The organism is Acidovorax sp. KPB24-03 (genome assembly GCF_057546605.1).
Genome location: NZ_BAAJYR010000018.1, coordinates 1 through 16,870, shown reverse-complemented (window position 1 = coordinate 16,870; position 16,870 = coordinate 1). Strand labels below are relative to the sequence as shown.

19 protein-coding genes and 2 pseudogenes are annotated in these 16,870 nt (G+C 65.3%); 17 read left to right on the top strand and 4 right to left on the bottom strand.

Translation table 11 applies throughout. From position 1 onward, the window contains the following. Window positions 1-36 precede the first annotated feature (36 nt). The 10 genes and pseudogenes from AC27KI_RS04875 to AC27KI_RS04830 all read left to right on the top strand — a co-directional run bounded on the left by AC27KI_RS04875 (window position 37) and on the right by AC27KI_RS04830 (window position 9,389). Window positions 37-863, top strand: a pseudogene (locus AC27KI_RS04875) (FadR/GntR family transcriptional regulator). A 153-nt stretch (window positions 864-1,016) separates the two neighbouring features. Further along, a complete protein-coding gene (locus AC27KI_RS04870) occupies window positions 1,017-1,988 on the top strand; it encodes a Bug family tripartite tricarboxylate transporter substrate binding protein (protein WP_272547750.1) in 972 nt (323 codons plus the stop codon). A 42-nt stretch (window positions 1,989-2,030) separates the two neighbouring features. Next, on the top strand, window positions 2,031-2,942 hold the full coding sequence (gene kdgD, locus AC27KI_RS04865) for a 5-dehydro-4-deoxyglucarate dehydratase (RefSeq protein WP_272569093.1): 912 nt from the start codon (window positions 2,031-2,033) through the stop codon (window positions 2,940-2,942). 103 nt (window positions 2,943-3,045) lie between these two features. After that, the gene (locus AC27KI_RS04860; protein WP_487112822.1) at window positions 3,046-3,501 is read left to right on the top strand and encodes a nuclear transport factor 2 family protein; all 456 of its coding nucleotides are present in this window, start codon (window positions 3,046-3,048) and stop codon (window positions 3,499-3,501) included. Window positions 3,502-3,631: 130 nt separating this feature from the next. Then, window positions 3,632-4,600 carry a 2-hydroxyacid dehydrogenase gene (locus tag AC27KI_RS04855; protein WP_487112820.1) on the top strand — a complete coding sequence of 323 codons (969 nt, stop codon included), beginning with the start codon at window positions 3,632-3,634 and terminating at the stop codon, window positions 4,598-4,600. 49 nt (window positions 4,601-4,649) lie between these two features. Further along, complete coding sequence (locus AC27KI_RS04850) at window positions 4,650-5,984, top strand: enolase C-terminal domain-like protein (RefSeq protein ID WP_487112818.1); 1,335 nt, start codon at window positions 4,650-4,652, stop codon at window positions 5,982-5,984. A 27-nt stretch (window positions 5,985-6,011) separates the two neighbouring features. Then, window positions 6,012-6,722 carry a TorF family putative porin gene (locus tag AC27KI_RS04845; RefSeq protein WP_284428465.1) on the top strand — a complete coding sequence of 237 codons (711 nt, stop codon included), beginning with the start codon at window positions 6,012-6,014 and terminating at the stop codon, window positions 6,720-6,722. Between the two features lie 85 nt (window positions 6,723-6,807). Then, window positions 6,808-7,386 (top strand): RNA polymerase sigma factor, encoded by a 579-nt coding sequence (locus AC27KI_RS04840; protein WP_284428466.1) that lies wholly within the window; start codon window positions 6,808-6,810, stop codon window positions 7,384-7,386. A 9-nt stretch (window positions 7,387-7,395) separates the two neighbouring features. Beyond that, the gene (locus AC27KI_RS04835; protein WP_487112816.1) at window positions 7,396-8,073 is read left to right on the top strand and encodes an anti-sigma factor family protein; all 678 of its coding nucleotides are present in this window, start codon (window positions 7,396-7,398) and stop codon (window positions 8,071-8,073) included. Next, complete coding sequence (locus AC27KI_RS04830; protein ID WP_487112814.1) at window positions 8,070-9,389, top strand: S8 family serine peptidase; 1,320 nt, start codon at window positions 8,070-8,072, stop codon at window positions 9,387-9,389. The genes AC27KI_RS04835 and AC27KI_RS04830 overlap by 4 nt, the downstream gene beginning before the upstream one ends. Before the next feature lie 128 nt (window positions 9,390-9,517). Here AC27KI_RS04830 and icd read toward each other — a convergent pair whose 3' ends face one another. Further along, window positions 9,518-10,777 (bottom strand): NADP-dependent isocitrate dehydrogenase, encoded by a 1,260-nt coding sequence (icd, locus tag AC27KI_RS04825; protein ID WP_487088196.1) that lies wholly within the window; start codon window positions 10,775-10,777, stop codon window positions 9,518-9,520. 283 nt (window positions 10,778-11,060) lie between these two features. On the opposite strand from icd, the gene AC27KI_RS04820 reads away from it, so the two are divergent. Next, window positions 11,061-11,195, top strand: a complete 135-nt coding sequence (locus AC27KI_RS04820; protein ID WP_372588240.1) for a hypothetical protein — start codon at window positions 11,061-11,063, stop codon at window positions 11,193-11,195. A gap of 130 nt (window positions 11,196-11,325) precedes the next feature. Further along, on the top strand, window positions 11,326-11,814 hold the full coding sequence (locus AC27KI_RS04815; RefSeq protein ID WP_487112812.1) for a DUF192 domain-containing protein: 489 nt from the start codon (window positions 11,326-11,328) through the stop codon (window positions 11,812-11,814). A gap of 97 nt (window positions 11,815-11,911) precedes the next feature. Here AC27KI_RS04815 and AC27KI_RS04810 read toward each other — a convergent pair whose 3' ends face one another. From AC27KI_RS04810 to AC27KI_RS04800, 3 genes and pseudogenes are all read right to left on the bottom strand, one after another. Then, on the bottom strand, window positions 11,912-12,493 hold the full coding sequence (locus tag AC27KI_RS04810) for a superoxide dismutase (protein ID WP_272569080.1): 582 nt from the start codon (window positions 12,491-12,493) through the stop codon (window positions 11,912-11,914). A 147-nt stretch (window positions 12,494-12,640) separates the two neighbouring features. Beyond that, a pseudogene (xseA, locus tag AC27KI_RS04805) lies at window positions 12,641-13,959 on the bottom strand (exodeoxyribonuclease VII large subunit). Between the two features lie 50 nt (window positions 13,960-14,009). Continuing rightward, window positions 14,010-14,348, bottom strand: a complete 339-nt coding sequence (locus tag AC27KI_RS04800; RefSeq protein ID WP_487112810.1) for a hypothetical protein — start codon at window positions 14,346-14,348, stop codon at window positions 14,010-14,012. On the opposite strand from AC27KI_RS04800, the gene AC27KI_RS04795 reads away from it, so the two are divergent. The 5 genes from AC27KI_RS04795 to AC27KI_RS04775 all read left to right on the top strand — a co-directional run. After that, window positions 14,335-14,964 (top strand): MotA/TolQ/ExbB proton channel family protein, encoded by a 630-nt coding sequence (locus AC27KI_RS04795; protein WP_272569077.1) that lies wholly within the window; start codon window positions 14,335-14,337, stop codon window positions 14,962-14,964. The genes AC27KI_RS04800 and AC27KI_RS04795 overlap by 14 nt on opposite strands. A gap of 32 nt (window positions 14,965-14,996) precedes the next feature. After that, the gene (locus AC27KI_RS04790; RefSeq protein ID WP_487112808.1) at window positions 14,997-15,422 is read left to right on the top strand and encodes an ExbD/TolR family protein; all 426 of its coding nucleotides are present in this window, start codon (window positions 14,997-14,999) and stop codon (window positions 15,420-15,422) included. A gap of 5 nt (window positions 15,423-15,427) precedes the next feature. Continuing rightward, window positions 15,428-16,489: a tetraacyldisaccharide 4'-kinase gene (lpxK, locus tag AC27KI_RS04785; RefSeq protein ID WP_487112806.1), complete on the top strand. Its 1,062-nt coding sequence runs from the start codon at window positions 15,428-15,430 to the stop codon at window positions 16,487-16,489. A gap of 19 nt (window positions 16,490-16,508) precedes the next feature. Beyond that, the gene (locus AC27KI_RS04780; protein WP_272547767.1) at window positions 16,509-16,691 is read left to right on the top strand and encodes a Trm112 family protein; all 183 of its coding nucleotides are present in this window, start codon (window positions 16,509-16,511) and stop codon (window positions 16,689-16,691) included. Then, window positions 16,688-16,870: cytidylyltransferase domain-containing protein (locus tag AC27KI_RS04775; protein WP_487112804.1), on the top strand; the 183-nt coding region annotated here is incomplete at its 3' end. The genes AC27KI_RS04780 and AC27KI_RS04775, both read left to right, overlap by 4 nt.

Here is a 16,870-nt window from a genome sequence, read left to right as displayed (position 1 = left end):
GTTGTCATACAACGTTCAGCGATTATCATCACCGCCATGGCCGCACCGATAAAGGGATTACCCGCATACCCCGCCCCCACCGAATCAACGGCCCCGAACCTGTCCCCGGCTCCGGTCCGGCGCGCCCGCGGACTGGCCAATGCCGTGGTGGAAGACTTCTCTGGAAAGATCCGCGACCGGCTGCTGACGCCGGGCGACAAGCTGCCCACCGAATCGGAAATCATGCGCGCCCACGACGTGAGCCGCACTGTGGTGCGCGAGGCCCTGTCCAAGCTCCAGGCCGCCGGCCTCGTGGAAACGCGACACGGCATCGGCACCTTCGTTCTGCCCCCGCGCGCCGGCGGCGTGTTCCGCCTGGACCCGTCCGAACTCACGGCGTCGGTGGACGTTCTGGCCGTGCTGGAGCTGCGCATCAGCCTGGAAACCGAGTCGGCCGGCCTTGCGGCCATGCGCCGCAGCGAGACCCACCTGCAGGCCATGCGCCAGGCACTGGACGACTTCGAGCGCAACATGGCCATGGGCGGCGACACGGTGGGGCACGACTTCCGCTTTCACCTGCAGATCGCCGAGGCGACGGGCAACCCGTACTTCGCCGACATCATGAACCACCTGGGCACCACGCTGATTCCGCGCACCCGCATCTCGGGCATCCGCAACGCAGTGCGGGGCCACGAATACCTGAGCCGGGTGAACCGCGAGCACGAAGAGATCTATTCGGCCATCGCCCGCAAGGACCCCGAGTCGGCGCGCGCGGCCATGCGCATCCACCTCACCAACAGCCGCGAGCGCTGCGCTTGGCGCAGGAGGCGGCCAAAACACCGCCGGCTCCGGTGCAAGCCCCCGCCGCCACACCCGAAGCCTGAAACCCAGCCACTCGCCCAAAGGCCGGGCAGCGCGGGTCATCGTTAACCCGAAGAGCCGCGGAAAAGCATCCTCCGGCGCTTGTGCCTTGCCATTTTTAAGTTGTATGATGACGTACAACAAAAAATGACCCAACCCAAGCAAGGAGACATGCAATGACTTTGAACCGCCGCCACGCCATGGTCTATGGTGCCGCCGCCCTGGCCAGCACCACGGCCATGGGCCAGACCGCCAATTGGCCCACCAAAACGTTGCGACTCATCGTGCCCTACCCGCCCGGCGGCAGTTCGGACATCATTGCGCGCGCCATCAGCCAGCCGCTGTCGGACCTGCTCAAGCAGAACGTCATCGTGGAAAACAAGCCCGGCGCCAACGGCAACCTGGGCGCCGACTTCGTCGCCAAGGCGCAGCCCGACGGCTACACCATGCTGCTGTGCGACGTGGGGGCGCTGGCCATCAGCCCCTCGGTCTATACCAAGCTGCCATTCAACCCCTCCAAGGACCTGCGTGGCGCGACCATGCTGGCCTACTCGCCGCACATGCTGGTGGTGCACCCGTCCGTGCCCGCCAACAACCTGAAGGAACTGATCGCCCTGTCCAAGACGGCCGACCTGAATTTCGCCGTCACCGCCACGGGCAGCGCACCGCACCTGGCCGGCGTGGCGCTGGAGCGCGCCAGTGGCGCCCGCTGGCAATATGTGCCCTACAAGGGCGGCGTGACCGCCATCCAGGACACCATGGCCGGCCAGACCCAGGTGCTGATGAACGGCATGCTCGCCACCCTGCCCCACGTGCAAAGCGGCAAGCTCAAGGTGCTGGCGCTGTCCAAGGCCACGCGCATGCCGCTGCTGGCCGATGTGCCCACCATTGCAGAGCAGGGCATCCCCGGCTTCGAGTCCGGCACCTGGCAAGGCATCCTCGTGCCGCGCGGCACGCCCGATCCGATCGTGCAGCGCCTGAACACGGCCCTCATCTCCGTCATCCGCACGCCGGAAATCCGCTCCCGCCTCGCGGGCCAGGGCGCCGAGGTCGTGACCATGGCCTCCGCCGAGCAGGACAAGTTCTTCGAGAAGGAGCGCGCACGCTGGGCCAGTGTGGTGTCGGCGGCGCAGATCCGGCTCGACTGATTTTTCACTTTTCCCTTTTTCCACCCACTACCCCGTACCGCCATGCAACCTCAAGAACTCAAGACCATCATGGGCTCCGGCCTCCTGTCGTTCCCGCTCACGGACTTCGACGCCCAGGGCCAATTCAACGCCAAGGGCTACGCGGAGCGCCTGGAATGGCTGGCCCCCTACGGTGCCAGCGCTTTGTTCGCGGCAGGCGGCACGGGTGAGTTCTTCTCGCTCACGGCGGACGAGTATCCCGGCATCATCAAGACCGCCGTGGACACCTGCCGCGGCAAGGTGCCGATCATCGCCGGCGCCGGCGGCCCTACCCGCTTTGCCATCCAGTGCGCCCAGGCGGCCGAGAAGGCCGGCGCCCACGGCATCCTGCTGCTGCCGCACTACCTGACGGAAGCCGGCCAGGAAGGCCTGGCCGCGCACGTCGAAGAGGTGTGCAAGAGCGTGAAGTTCGGCGTGATCGTCTACAACCGCGGCCAGAGCCGCTTCACCCCCGAAACGCTGGCACGCCTGGCCGAGCGCAACGCCAACCTGGTGGGCTTCAAGGACGGCGTGGGCGACATCGAACTGATGAACTCCATCTACATGAAGATGGGCGACCGCTTCGCCTACCTGGGTGGCCTGCCGACTGCCGAGGTGTATGCCGCGGCCTACAAGGCACTGGGCACGCCGGTGTATTCGTCGGCCGTGTTCAACTTCATCCCCAAGACGGCGATGGACTTCTACAAGGCCGTGGCCAACGACGATCTGGCGACGCAGCACCACCTGCTGCGCGAGTTCTTCATGCCTTACCTCGAACTGCGCAACCGCATGGCCGGCTATGCCGTCAGCATCGTCAAGGCCGGCGCGAAGATCGTCGGCCACGACGCCGGCCCCGTGCGCGCCCCGCTCACGGACCTCAAGCCCGGCGAAATGCAGGAACTCAAGGCACTCATCGACAAGCTCGGCCCGCAATAAGGCGCCGCGGCTGAAGATCCGGCGCCCGGCCGTGCACGGGCGCCGGTGGGTCAAGCCATCCGCACGGGGCATCCATAAAACCACACCACAACGGAGACAAGAGATGTACAAGAAACTGTTCCTTGCGGCGGCCACGGCCGTCACCCTGCTGGCCCTGGGCGGCTGCGCCACGGCACCGGCCGGCGCCGCCGATGCGCCGCAGTCGGTCGCCACCGCGGCCGAGCGCCTGCGGATCGCCATGATCGACCCGACCCCCGCCGCGCTGAACCAGCTCGTGGCCGACGACCTGAGCTATGGCCACTCGGGAGGCCGGGTGGACACCAAGGCCAGCTTCATCAGCGACCTGCTCGACGGCAAGTCCGACTTCGTCACCATCGTCATCAGCGACCAGACCATCAAGGTGGTCGGCGACGTGGCCATCGTCCGCCACACCCTGACGGCCGATACCAACGATTCGGGCAAGCCCGGCAAGGTGCAGATCAAGATCCTGGGCGTCTGGCAAAAGCAAGGCGCCGATTGGAAGCTGCTGGCCCGCCAGGCCGTCCGCGCAGCGCCCTGATTCCCCCCCGACGAGGAGGCCGCGCGTGCGGCTTTCTCGTGGGGCTTCGAATTCTTTTTGCTCCCTGCGACCGCTTTCACACCGGCCTGCACCCCAAGGCCCTGGATGCGCCGCCGTACCATCCCCGCCCATGAGCACCACACCCCGGCCCCGCCTCCTGCAAATCGCCCGCCTGCCCCTGCCGGCGCTCGAAGCCGACCTGGCTGCGCAGTTCGACATCGTTTGCCTGTCCGACCAACCCGATCCCGCCGCGTTCCTTGCCGAACGCGGCGCCGACTTCACGGGCGTGGTCACCTCCGCCTCCATTGGCCTGAAACGGGAGGTGATCGATGCTTTGCCGAGATTGCGGGTCATCAGCAGCTTCGGCGTGGGGTTCGACGCGCTGGACATCGCAGCGGCCAGCGCGCGGGGCATCCAGGTGGGCTACACGCCCGGCGTCTTGAACGATTGCGTGGCCGACCTGGCCTTTGCCCTGCTGCTGGATGTGTCGCGCGGCGTCAGCGCCAGCGACCGCTTCGTGCGGCGCGGCGACTGGACCACCGCCCGGTTCGCGCCCCAGACCCGGGTGTCTGGCAAGCGGTTGGGGCTCGTCGGCATGGGCCGCATCGGGCAGGCCGTGGCCGAACGGGCCTCGGGCTTTCGCATGGAGGTCGGCTACCACAACCGCCGGCCCAGCGCCCAGTCCACCCTGCCCTATTTCGACTCATTGCTGGAACTGGCCCGATGGGCCGACTACCTGGTGCTGACCGTGGCTGGAGGGGCGGAAACCCGCCATCTGGTTGATCGCGCCGTGCTGGAGGCCCTTGGCCCCCGAGGTTTTCTGATCAACGTGGCACGGGGCAGCGTGGTCGATGAGGCCGCCCTGATCGACGCCCTGGCAGAACGCCGCATCGCGGGCGCGGGCCTCGACGTGTTCGAAAACGAACCATCGGTACCAGCCGCGCTGCTGGCGCTGGACAACGTGGTCCTGACACCGCACACCGCCAGCGCCACCCATGAAACCCGCCGCGCCATGGCCGACATGGTGCTGGACAACCTGCACGCCTTCTACGCCACGGGTGCTGTCCGCGCCCCGGTGCCCAGCACCGGGACGGCTTGAATCCACTTCGCTCCGCCACTCTCCGAAGCCCACACCCATGCCCATTGCCATGCACACCCCTACCGTCACCGAAGTCCGCGTCATTCCGGTCGCCGGGCGCGACGGCATGCTGCTCAACCTGAGCGGCGCGCACGCCCCGTTCTTCACGCGCAACCTGTTCATCCTCACCGACAGTGCCGGGCGCACCGGGGTCGGCGAAGTGCCGGGCGGCGAAAAGATCCGGCAGGCCCTGGAAGATGTCCGGCCCCTGCTCGTCGGGCAGCCGGTGGGCAACCACCTGGCGCTGCTGCAGCAGGTGCAGGCCGCCCTCGCAGGGCGCGACAGCGGTGGACGCGGCCTGCAGACGTTCGACCTGCGCATCGCCATCCACGCCGTCACCGCCGTGGAGTCGGCCTTGCTCGACTTGCTGGGCCAGCACCTGGGCGTGCCGGTGGCCGCACTGCTCGGAGAAGGCCAGCAGCGCGACCGCGTGGAAATGCTGGGCTACCTGTTCTTCGTGGGCGATGCCGGCCAAACCGATCTGCCCTACGTGCGCGCCCAGGATGTGGATGCCCCCGAAAGCGACTGGAGCCGCGTGCGCCATCTGCAGGCCCTCACGCCCGAGACCATCGTGCGCCAGGCCGAGGCCGCCCACGCACGCTATGGTTTCAACGACTTCAAGCTCAAGGGGGGCGTGCTGCGCGGCGAGGACGAAGTCCTGGCCATTCGGGCGCTGCATGAGCGCTTTCCCAAGGCGCGCGTCACCCTCGACCCCAACGGCGGCTGGCTGCTCAAGGACGCCGTTCGCCTGTGCCGGGACCTGCACGGCGTGCTCGCCTATGCGGAAGACCCCTGCGGTGCCGAAGACGGCTTTTCGGGCCGCGAGATCATGGCCGAGTTCCGCCGCGCCACCGGGTTGCCCACGGCCACCAACATGGTGGCCACCGACTGGCGCCAGATGGTGCATGCGCTCTCGCTCCAGTCGGTCGACATTCCACTGGCCGACCCGCACTTCTGGACCATGGCCGGCTCGGTGCGCGTGGCCCAGACCTGCCGCGACTGGGGCCTGACCTGGGGTTCGCACTCCAACAACCATTTCGACGTGTCGCTGGCCATGTTCACGCATGTGGCGGCTGCGGCCCCGGGCAAGGTCACGGCCATCGACACCCACTGGATCTGGCAGGATGGCCAGGGCCTGACACAATCGCCGCTGCAGATCGTGGACGGGCATGTGACCGTGCCGACCACCCCGGGCCTGGGCGTTCAGCTCGACATGGCGGCCGTGGAGCGCGCGCACCAGCTCTATCTCCAGCATGGGCTGGGCGCACGCGACGACAGCATCGCGATGCAGTACCTTCACGCCGGCTGGAAGTTCGATCCCAAGCGCCCTTGCCTCGTTCGCTGACCCGCAAGGCTGGCCTAAACTGCTGTCATGCCTTTTTCACACGCATGGCCTGACAACACCGCCCGAAGCCTGCTGCCCTGGATCTTTTTGGGAGCAACAGCCGGCTGCGGCGCGCAGACCCGTGATGTCACCGGTGAAATCGCCGTCAGCAGCGACCTCACCGAACGGGGTTTCCAGACGCCCATCAAGCGCCCCATCGTCCAGGGGCTGCTCACGCTCTACGATGCGACGGGATGGTCGGCCGGCGCCGTGCTGGGAATGCAGACCAACGGCCGCCGCTATGGCCGGGCGATCGTCCGCCTCGCCTACGACGGTGTGCTGTCCAATGACTGGCAGTACCAAGCCGTCACCCAGTACTACGCCTATCCGGACAACCCCACCGCCCAGTTGCTGGACCGGCTGGAAACGGCCCTGAGCTTCAGCTATCGCGATCTGATCACGGCAGGTGCGTCGGTATTTCGATATCCCCACACCCGGGATGCCGCCCGGCCCATGCGGTGGGCCGTGGATCTGGGCGGTCGGCTACCGATCGACGAGCAATTTTCCTTGACGGGCACCATCGGCCTGGCCGAGGTCCGCCCGCAAGACCGTTATGCGTATGGCAGCGTTGGCGCCGCCTGGCGCCAAGGCCCCTGGCGCGCCTCACTCAGCTATTTGGCAACCGACAGTCGGGCCCGCCCGTTGTCCCCCGGCAACACTGCAGGCCACTGGTCGTTCATGTGGGCCCGTTCTTTTTGAAGCATCCGCAACCTTTTGGTGCATTGCAGGCACACACGTCGCAAGATTCCACCTTCCACGACGCTCATCCGCCCGCTTCTACGCCATGGCTGCCCTCTCCTTTCCCGACGATTCAGCCGATCTCGAACTGCTGCATGGCATCGCGTCCGGCGATCGCGCGGCCCTGGCAGCACTGTACCGGGCGTACCACCGCCGGCTCTGCCAGTTTCTGACCCGCCTGACCCGCCGGTCCGACCTGATCGAAGAGGTCATCAACGATTGCTTCTGGATCGTCTGGCAAAAAGCGGGCAGTTTCCGTGAAGAGTCGAAAGTCTCCACTTGGATCATGGGCATCGCCTATCGCTGCGGGCTCAAGGCCCTGCGGCAGGACGGGGGAACGGACATGCTCTCCATTGCGGACGACGATCTGGAAGTCCAGCCCAATCTGGCCACTGACCCCGGCGAAGCGAGGGAACTGCGCAACTGGCTGGACAAGGGCATGGAGCGGCTCTCGGTGGACCAGCGGCTGGTACTGGAACTGGCCTATGCCGGCGGGCATTCGCTGGAAGAAATCGCCGTCATCACCCAGTCACCCGTCGGAACCGTCAAAGCGCGCATGTTCCACGCGCGAGTGAAGCTGCGCAACTTGCTGCCGGCCTTGGCCACCCGCAGCACCGCTCAATAGGATTGCACCATGCCCTCCCGTTTTCCTGATTCCCCAAGCCAGGACCGCTCCCATCTACTGACCCAGGAAGCCCTGCCCTGGATCGTCAATGGCCGTGCCAGCGATGAGCAGCGTGCGGAAGTGGAAAAGCACCTGGCACAGTGCGCCGACTGCCGGGACGAACTCCAGACGCAGCAGCAGGTGCAGGCCGCCATGGCATTGGCCCCCACGCGCATGCCCGATGAACAGGCGGGCCTGGCCAAACTGCTGGAGCGCATCGAAATGGACGCCCTTTGCGATCAACCGCTGCCTAAACCCATGGCAGGTGCACGCCGGCACGGTGGCCGGCTCACCTATGCACTGGCCACCTTCGCCGTCTTGCAAGCCGTTGCCTTGGCCTTCATGGGACATCGCTTGTCCGAACAGGAACCATCGGCGTTCCAGACATTGAGCAGCCCCCCAGCCCCGGGCACCGCGGCCGTTGGCCAGCCAAACGCCATCCGCGTCGTGCCCGATGGACGCATCACGCTGGCAGACTGGAAGGCGTTGCTGGATTCGCTGAACCTGCAGGTGGTCAGTGGCCCCAACGCGATGGGGGCTTATGCGGTGTCTGCGAAAGACATGCGCCAATCAAATACCCAGGCCCTGGAGCGGCTGCGCAGCACCCCGGGAATGCAGATGGTCGAACCCATCGGAGGCCCGCCATGACCACCCGTCTTCTGACTGCGGCCTTGCTGCTGGCATGCACACTGTCCGGTTGCAGCAGCGTGCCGGCGGAACCTCCTCCCGACGCTAGGACGCTGCAGCCCTCCGGTGAGGCGGGCATGCGTGCCGACAGCACCCGCTACATCATCGTGGCGGTTCCCAATCCGCTGGAACATGTACCGGGCCGCGCGGGCACCAGCCTTTCCAGCTACGGCGCCCCGCCGCGCTACACCATGGGCAACCGCGCGGCAAGGACAGTCCAGGCCATCGCCGTGGACTACGGCCTGCGGGAAGTGACTGCCTGGCCAATCCCGCCGATGAATGCGCACTGCGTGGTGTTCGAGATCAGCGCCACCGCGTCCCGCGACGCGCTGCTGCACGCGCTTTCGCGCGATGCCCGCGTGCAACTGGCGCAGCCCCTGCAGGACTTTTCGGTCAACGCAAGCCCCGAGCCGGAGACTTCGGCCGTGGCCTACAACGACCCCTACATGCCCTTGCAACAGGGCTTTGTGGACATGCAGGTGGCACGGGCGCACAAGCTCAGCACCGGCAAAGGAGCGCACATTGCCGTGATCGACACGGGCGCGCAGACGGAGCATCCGGAGTTGCGCGGGCAGATCGATGCCGCCTACAACCTCGTCGATGAAAATGCCGCGGGCTTTCAGCAAGATCAGCACGGTACCCAGGTCGCGGGCATCATCGCCGCGGCGGGCAACAACCTGCAGGGAATCGTCGGTGTCGCACCCGAGGCAAAGGTGAGCCTCTACAAAGCCTGCTGGTATCCGGCACATCAGCCAGCAGCCGGCGCACGCTGCAATTCGTTCACTCTCGCCAAGGCGCTCGTGGCCGTGATGTCGTCCGATGCGCGCACCATCAACATGAGCCTGGGAGGCCCTGAGGATCCGTTGCTCGGCACGCTGCTGGGCCAACTGGTCAAACAGGGCCGTGCGGTGGTCGCCGCGCTTCCGTCCAACGGAGAGCGCACGGGTTTTCCTGCCGGCGTGCCCGGCGTGATCGTCGTGGGAATGGCCGACAACGCCAATCTGGCGGCCAAGGGTGTTCTGGCTGCGCCCGGAAAAGACGTGCTCACGCTGCAGCCCCAGGGGCGCTACGACTTCGCCACAGGCTCTTCGATGGCTGCGGCCCACGTGAGCGGGATGATTGCATTGCTCCAATCCAGCGCCCCGCAACTCGACCTCACGACCATTAAGAACCTCCTGCTGGAGAGCGAAAAAAGTGTGGGCAGGCCATGGATGGTCAATGCCGAGCGGGCGCTGGAATCCCTGCCGAACCAAGGCCAGCGGCTGGCAAAACGCTGACCAGCCACCGACCAACCATTCATCTGCCAGAAACGCGCCCTGGCCAAAAGAAAACCCTCCAAATCCGGACAGGACTTCGAGGGTTTCCGCACCAGTAAGCCGATGCCTCTCGGCACCCGCTCAAGTGATTACATGTTGTCGATCATGACCTGGCCAAAGCCAGAACAGCTCACTTGCGTCGCGCCTTCCATGAGACGGGCGAAGTCATAGGTGACCTTCTTGCTGGCGATCGACTTCTCGATGGACCGGATGATCAGGTCGGCAGCTTCCGTCCAGCCCATGTGACGCAGCATCATTTCGGCCGACAGGATTTCAGAGCCGGGATTCACATAGTCCTTGCCAGCATACTTCGGCGCGGTGCCGTGCGTGGCTTCGAACATCGCCACCGTATCGGACAGATTGGCGCCAGGAGCGATGCCAATGCCGCCCACCTGGGCCGCCAGCGCGTCAGAGATGTAATCGCCGTTCAGGTTGAGCGTGGCCACCACGCTGTACTCGGCGGGGCGCAACAGGATCTGCTGCAGGAAGGCGTCCGCAATGCTGTCCTTGATGGTGATGTCCTTGCCCGTCTTGGGGTTCTTGAACTTCATCCAGGGGCCGCCGTCGATCAGCTCGGCACCGAATTCCTTTGCCGCCAGCGCGTAGGCCCAGTCACGGAAGCCACCTTCGGTGAACTTCATGATGTTGCCCTTGTGCACGATGGTCACGCTGGGCTTGTCATTGTCGATGGCATACTGGATCGCCTTGCGCACCAGTCGCTCGGTGCCTTGGCGGGACACGGGTTTGACACCAATGCCGGAAGTGTCGGGAAAACGGATTTTCTTGACGCCGAACTCTTCCTGCAGGATCTTGATGAGCTTTTTGGCCTTTTCGGACTCGGCTTCAAACTCGATCCCGGCGTAGATGTCTTCCGAGTTCTCGCGGAAAATCACCATGTTGGTCTTTTCGGGCTCCTTGACCGGCGAGGGCACGCCCTTGAAGTACTGGATGGGGCGCAGACAGACATACAGGTCCAACTCCTGGCGCAGCGCGACGTTCAGCGAACGGATGCCACCGCCCACGGGCGTGGTCAACGGGCCCTTGATGGACACCACGTAGTCGCGCACGGCATGCAGCGTCTCTTCCGGCAGCCACACGTCGGGGCCGTAGACCTTGGTTGACTTTTCGCCAGCGAACACTTCCATCCAGTGGATCTTCTTCTTGCCACCATAGGCCTTTGCCACGGCAGCGTCCACGACCTTGAGCATCACGGGCGTGATATCGAAACCAGTGCCGTCGCCCTCGATGTACGGAATGATGGGCTGATCCGGCACGTTCAATGACATGTCGGCATTGACGGTGATTTTCTGGCCTTCGGCTGGCACCTTGATGTGCTGGTAGCTGCTCATTGAACGGGTCTCTCCGGTGAAACGATGAAGGGGCTTCAGCTGGTTAGGCAAACGCGGTACAGCCAGCAATTCTAAGCCTTAAAAAAATCACATATTTCCTGTCAACGGCCCCCGTGACGGCGCCGTTGTGGAGGTGCTTCGCGGCACTTCGCGCGGCTCCCATCCGAACCTCTTCAAGGAATTGGCATATATGAAAAAACTCCTCGCTGTCCTGGTTGCTGGTCTGTTCGCCGCTGGTGCTTTTGCACAAGGCGCAACGCCAGCCGCACCGGCAACCCCCGCCGTGACTTCCGCCCCCAGCGCCGAGCCAGCCGCCCCCGCCCCCAAGGCGCACGCCAAGGCCAAGGCCAAGAAGCCTGCAGCCCACAAGGTCGCCCACAAGAAGGCCACCAAGAAGCACGCCAAGACGGCTGCCTAAAGAGTAAGCACCATCGTCGGCAAGGCCTTCAGCCCGCGCCGACGCCCTCCAAAAAAGCCCGCCTCCGCGGGCTTTTTTGCCTTTGGCTGCTACCCTTTCGATTCCCATTGCATTTATGGAAAGCCGGATGATGAAATCCTTTCTCGTGCGCGCGGCGGACGGCTCTGAAAAAGCCCTTGCCCCGCTTTTGGCTGCGCTCGTCCTCTCCGTCTGTATGGCGGCAGGCGCCCAGGAATCACCCCAGATGAACCTGCAGCGCGTTGAACTGGGTGCCGGCATGCACCGCATCGACGCGCAGGTCGCGGTGTCTCCGCAAGAGCGGCAGATCGGCCTCATGCATCGCAAGGAGATGCCCCAGCAGGAAGGCATGCTGTTCGTGTTCGAAGCGCCTGCCGTCCAGTGCTTCTGGATGAAAAACACGATCCTGCCCTTGACCGCCGCTTTCGTCGCGGACGACGGCACCATCGTCAATCTGGCGGACATGAAGCCGCAGACCGAGGACTCGCACTGCTCGGAGAAGCCGGTGCGTTACGTGCTGGAAATGAACCAGGGCTGGTTCTCGAAAAAGGGAATCAAGGCGGGCTTCAAGCTGTCCGGCACGCCCTTTGCCCGCCGCTGACCGGTGGAGCACGCCCGCAAGCCTGCCCTTACGGACAGGGGACATGCCAAAACAAAAACGGCCCAAAAGGGCCGTTTTTTTATTGGGCGCGGAACGCTCAGGCGAAGTTGCTTTCGGCAAATTTCCAGTTCACCAGTTTGTCGAAGAAGGTTTCGACGAACTTGGGGCGCAGGTTGCGGTAATCGATGTAGTACGCGTGCTCCCACACGTCGACCGTCAGCAGGGCCTTGTCGGCCGTGGTCAACGGGGTGCCGGCCGCGCCGGTGTTCACGATATCGACGCTGCCGTCGGCCTTCTTCACGAGCCACGTCCAGCCAGAGCCGAAGTTGCCCACGGCACTCTTCACGAAAGCTTCCTTGAAGGCGGCATAGCTGCCCCACTTGGCGTTGATGGCATTGGCCAGGGCGCCGGACGGCTCGCCGCCGCCGCTGGGAGCCATGCAATTCCAGAAGAAGGTGTGATTCCAGATCTGGGCTGCGTTGTTGTAGATGCCGCCACTGGACTTCTTCACGATTTCCTCAAGCGTCATGCTCTCGAATTCCGTGCCCTTTTGCAGATTGTTCAGGTTCACCACGTAGGCGTTGTGGTGCTTGCCGTGATGGTATTCCAGGGTTTCCTGGCTGTAGTGAGGCGCCAGTGCGTCGATCGCATAGGGCAACGGTGGCAGGGTATGTTCCATGGTGCAGTCCTTCGTGGGTTGAAATTCTTGGAATGGGACCGCTGCCCTCCAGGGGCTGGCGCGGTCCGAACGGGCATTGTAGAAAGTAATAGCAGCGCCTGCTGTAGGCGAGGGCCAATGGCAGAAAAAGCGCCCCAACCGCTCCATTCACAGCAACCGTCGCGGTGACACCTGCAGATCGATCTCACCATCGGTCACCGCCGCCCGGACGGCGTCGCCTGGCCGCACCTGAGCCACCTTCGTCACCGGCTGGCCTTGCGCATCGGTGAGCAGTGCATAGCCCCGCTGCAGGACGAGATGCGGATCCAGCAACTGCAGGCGCAGCGCCGCACGGTCCAGCCGCTCGGACTGGCGGCCCATTCGCCGCTGGAGGATTTGCGGCAACTGTGCCTCCAGCGCTTGCTGCTGCTGAGTCAGGTGCTGCATTTTCAGTAGCACACTGTGGCGCATGCGCTCCGCCAGCCGTGCCAGACGCGTCTGCTGGCGCGCCACCAGGTCGGAAGGCCGGCCCAGGCGCTGGGCCACCAGGTCCAGGCGTTGATGGCGCACATCGAACTGCGCCTGAACACCGTCCGACAAGCGATCGGCCAACAGATCGATGGCGCCCAGCCAGACGGCCCGTGGCTGGGAGATGAGTTCAGCGGCGGCGGTCGGCGTCGGTGCGCGCAGATCGGCGCAAAAATCGGCAATCGTGAAGTCGGTTTCGTGCCCGACACCGCAAACCAACGGCACCGGACTCTGGACGATGGTGCGAGCCAACTGCTCGTCATTGAATGCCCACAGGTCCTCCATGGACCCGCCGCCCCGCACCAGAAGGATGACATCGATGGTGCACGGGGGCTGGCGGGACGCCGTGCCCTGCGCCCCGTTGCCCGCGTCCACCAGTGCGTAGAGCTTGGACAGCGCGGCCCGCATCGACGCCGGCGCATTGGCGCCCTGCACCAGCGCGGGCACCAGCGTGACCGGAATGTGCGGCACGCGCCGGCGCAGGGCGGTCACCACGTCGTGCAGGGCCGCCGCGCCCGGGGAAGTGACCACGCCGATGCCACGCGGCATCAAAGGCAAAGGCCGCTTTCGCGCGCTGTCGAAAAGCCCTTCGGCCTCCAGTTGCGACTTCAGCCGCAGGAACTGCTCGAACAACGCACCCTGCCGGCCCGCTGCATGCTTTCGACGATGAGCTGCAGATCGCCGCGCGCCTCGTACACCCCCAGGCGGCCGCGCAACTCGACCAGTTCCCCGTCCCGCGGAGCGAAGTCGAGCAACAGGGCGGCACGGCGGAACATGGCGCAGCGGATCTGGCCCTGGCCGTCCTTGATCGTGAAATAGCAATGCCCGCTGGACGCGCGCGAAAAGCCCGTGATCTCGCCCTGCACGGCCACGGGATTGAACCGGGCCTCCAGGGTGTCAGCAATGGCGCGGCATAGCGCCCCAACCTGCCAGATACGTGGCGCCGTTGCGAGGTTCATGGCCTCAGACACCGATGGAGCAAGGGATTGCAGGCCGTTGCCAGGAGGCACTAGTCCACAGCGCGCGAGGATGGCTGATTGGCCCCGTACACAGGCGCCCATCCCTGCACATCGCTAGCAGATACGTGCAACCCCTTGATTTCAAACGTTTTTTTTGGTGCGTTATTTTTCATCAATCTGTCAAATTCACGGGCTGGAGCCGCTTGGCGGGCCATCGCAGCCCGGTTGCCCACAAAGTTATCCACAGAAAATGTGGGTGACGACAGGGGATGCGAAGGTGCAGAACGCGCCGGGCAGCCCGGCCGTTTTCCGCCACGGACCACCACGTCAACTGGGCCATAATCGCGGATTGCTTCCATCTGCGCGGAGAGAGAATTGCTGTCGATCATACAAGCCGCAGGCTGGCCGATCTGGCCTTTGATAGCCTGCTCCGTCCTGGCGCTGGCACTCGTCGTGGAGCGCTTCATCGCCCTTAAAACCGCCCGGGTCGCACCTCCCAAGCTGCTGGATGAAGCGATCACCGTGTCGTCCCGCTCCGTTCCCACGCCCGATGTGGTGAACCAGTTGGCGCAGAACTCCGCGTTGGGTGAGGTGCTGGCCAGCGGCCTGCGCACGCTCAACAGCAATCCGCAAAGCACCGAGGCCGACGTGCGCGCTGCGATGGAGAGTTCCGGCCGGGCCGTGGCGCACCGCCTCGAAAAATACCTCAGTGCGTTGGCCACCATCGCGTCCGCCGCCCCGTTGCTGGGCCTGCTGGGCACGGTGATCGGCATGATCGAGATTTTCGGCTCCCAAGCGGGGGCCGGTCAGTCCGGCGGCGGCAACCCGGCCCAGTTGGCACAGGGCATTTCCATTGCGCTGTACAACACGGCGTTCGGGCTGATCGTGGCCATTCCGGCGCTGATCTTCTGGCGGTACTTCCGCAGCCGCGTGGACGCCTATCTGCTGACCCTCGAATTGGCCTCCGAGCAGTTCGTGCGGCACATCAGCCGGCTTCGCAAGTGAATCATGGCCCACACCCCATCGGCTGAACGGACATGAACTTTCGCTCCCGCCCCACCGAAGCGCCGGAAATCAACCTGATTCCGTTCATCGACGTGCTGCTCGTGGTGCTCATCTTCCTGATGCTGTCCACCACCTACAGCAAGTTCACCGAACTGCAACTGACCCTGCCCGTGGCCGATGCCGAGCAGCAGCGCGACCATCCCAAGGAAGTGATCGTGGCCGTCGCCGCGGATGGCCGCTATGCCATCAACAAGCTGGCGGTCGAGGGCAAGAGCGTGGACGTGGTGGCCCAGGCATTGGCCGCGTCGGCCAGCGCCGGCAAGGACAGCGTCGTCATCATCAGTGCCGACGCCAATTCGCCGCACCAGGCCGTGGTCACCGTCATGGAAGCCGCGCGCCGCGTGGGCCTGTCGCAGATCACCTTCGCCACCCAGTCCACGGCCAGCGCCGGCAAGTAGCCGCGATGGCTGCCGCCGGGCCGCAGCCGCCCTCTGCACCCTCTTCCACCGCCCCCCATACCCAGGCACCCACCCTGCAAGCGGCCTGGAAACGGCGTGGGCCGCTGGCTTGGGCGCTGTGGCCGTTGTCCTGTCTGTATCGGATCGCGGTAGCCATTCGGCGAGCGCTTTATCGGCTGGGCCTCCTGCGCGCCGAGCGCGTGGCGGTGCCGGTGATCGTCGTGGGCAACGTGATCGCCGGAGGGGCGGGCAAGACCCCGGTCACGCAGGCCATCGTGCGACATCTGGTGGCGCGCGGATGGCAGCCTGGCGTGGTGTCGCGCGGCTACGGGCGGTCCACCGACGACTGCCGCGAAGTGTGCACGGACAGCCGCGCGACCGAAGTGGGCGACGAGCCTTTGCTGATCGCGAAGCGCACGGGCGTTCCCGTGTTCGTGGCGCGGCACCGGGCGCAGGCGGCGCGCGCACTGCTGGCACAGCATCCCCGCACCGATGTGATCGTTTGCGACGACGGCCTGCAGCATCTGGCGCTGGCCCGCGACATTGAAATCTGCGTATTCAACGACGACGGCGTGGGCAACGGATTCCTCCTGCCGGCCGGACCGCTGCGCGAACCCTGGCCACGCCAGGTCGACTGCGTGCTCCATGCCGGACGGGCTCCGGCCGGCGCATCGCCGGCGTTCTCCCTGAGACGCTCGCTCGGGCCCGACGCCATGCGTGCGGACGGCAGCACCGTGCCCCTGGCGCAGTGGCGCGGCCAGCCCTTGCACGCCGTGGCCGCCATCGCCAGGCCACAGGAATTCTTTGCCATGCTGCGGGCAAGAGGACTCACGCTGCAGCGGACCACCGCCTTGCCTGATCACTATGATTTTGATAGCTGGAAAGACAATCAAAACACAGGCATGACGCTGGTTTGCACCGAAAAGGACGCCACCAAGCTGTGGCGACTCCACCCCCAGGCGCTGGCCGTGCCGCTGCACCTGGAAATCGACAGCGCTTTTTTCTCCCTGCTGGACGAGCGGTTGCGGGCTGCCGCACGCCGCTCGCTATCATCGCCCTCCGACTGACCCCGAAGCCACTACCGCCATGGATCCCAAACTGCTCGAACTGCTGGTCTGCCCCGTCACCAAGGGCTCGCTCACTTTCAACCGGGAGCGGCAGGAACTGGTGTCGCGCAGCGCCCGCCTGGCCTACCCGGTGCGCGACGGCATTCCGGTGCTGCTCGAAAACGAAGCACGCACCCTGACGGACGAGGAGCTGGAGGCGTGACCGCGCCCGCCACGCCTTTCACCATCCTGATACCGGCGCGGCTGGCCTCCACGCGGCTGCCCGACAAGCCGCTGGCCGACATCGCCGGGCTGCCCATGGTGGTGCGCGTGGCGCAACGCGCGGCGCAAAGCCAGGCCACGCGCGTCATCGTGGCGGCGGACGATGCCCGCATCCTCGCG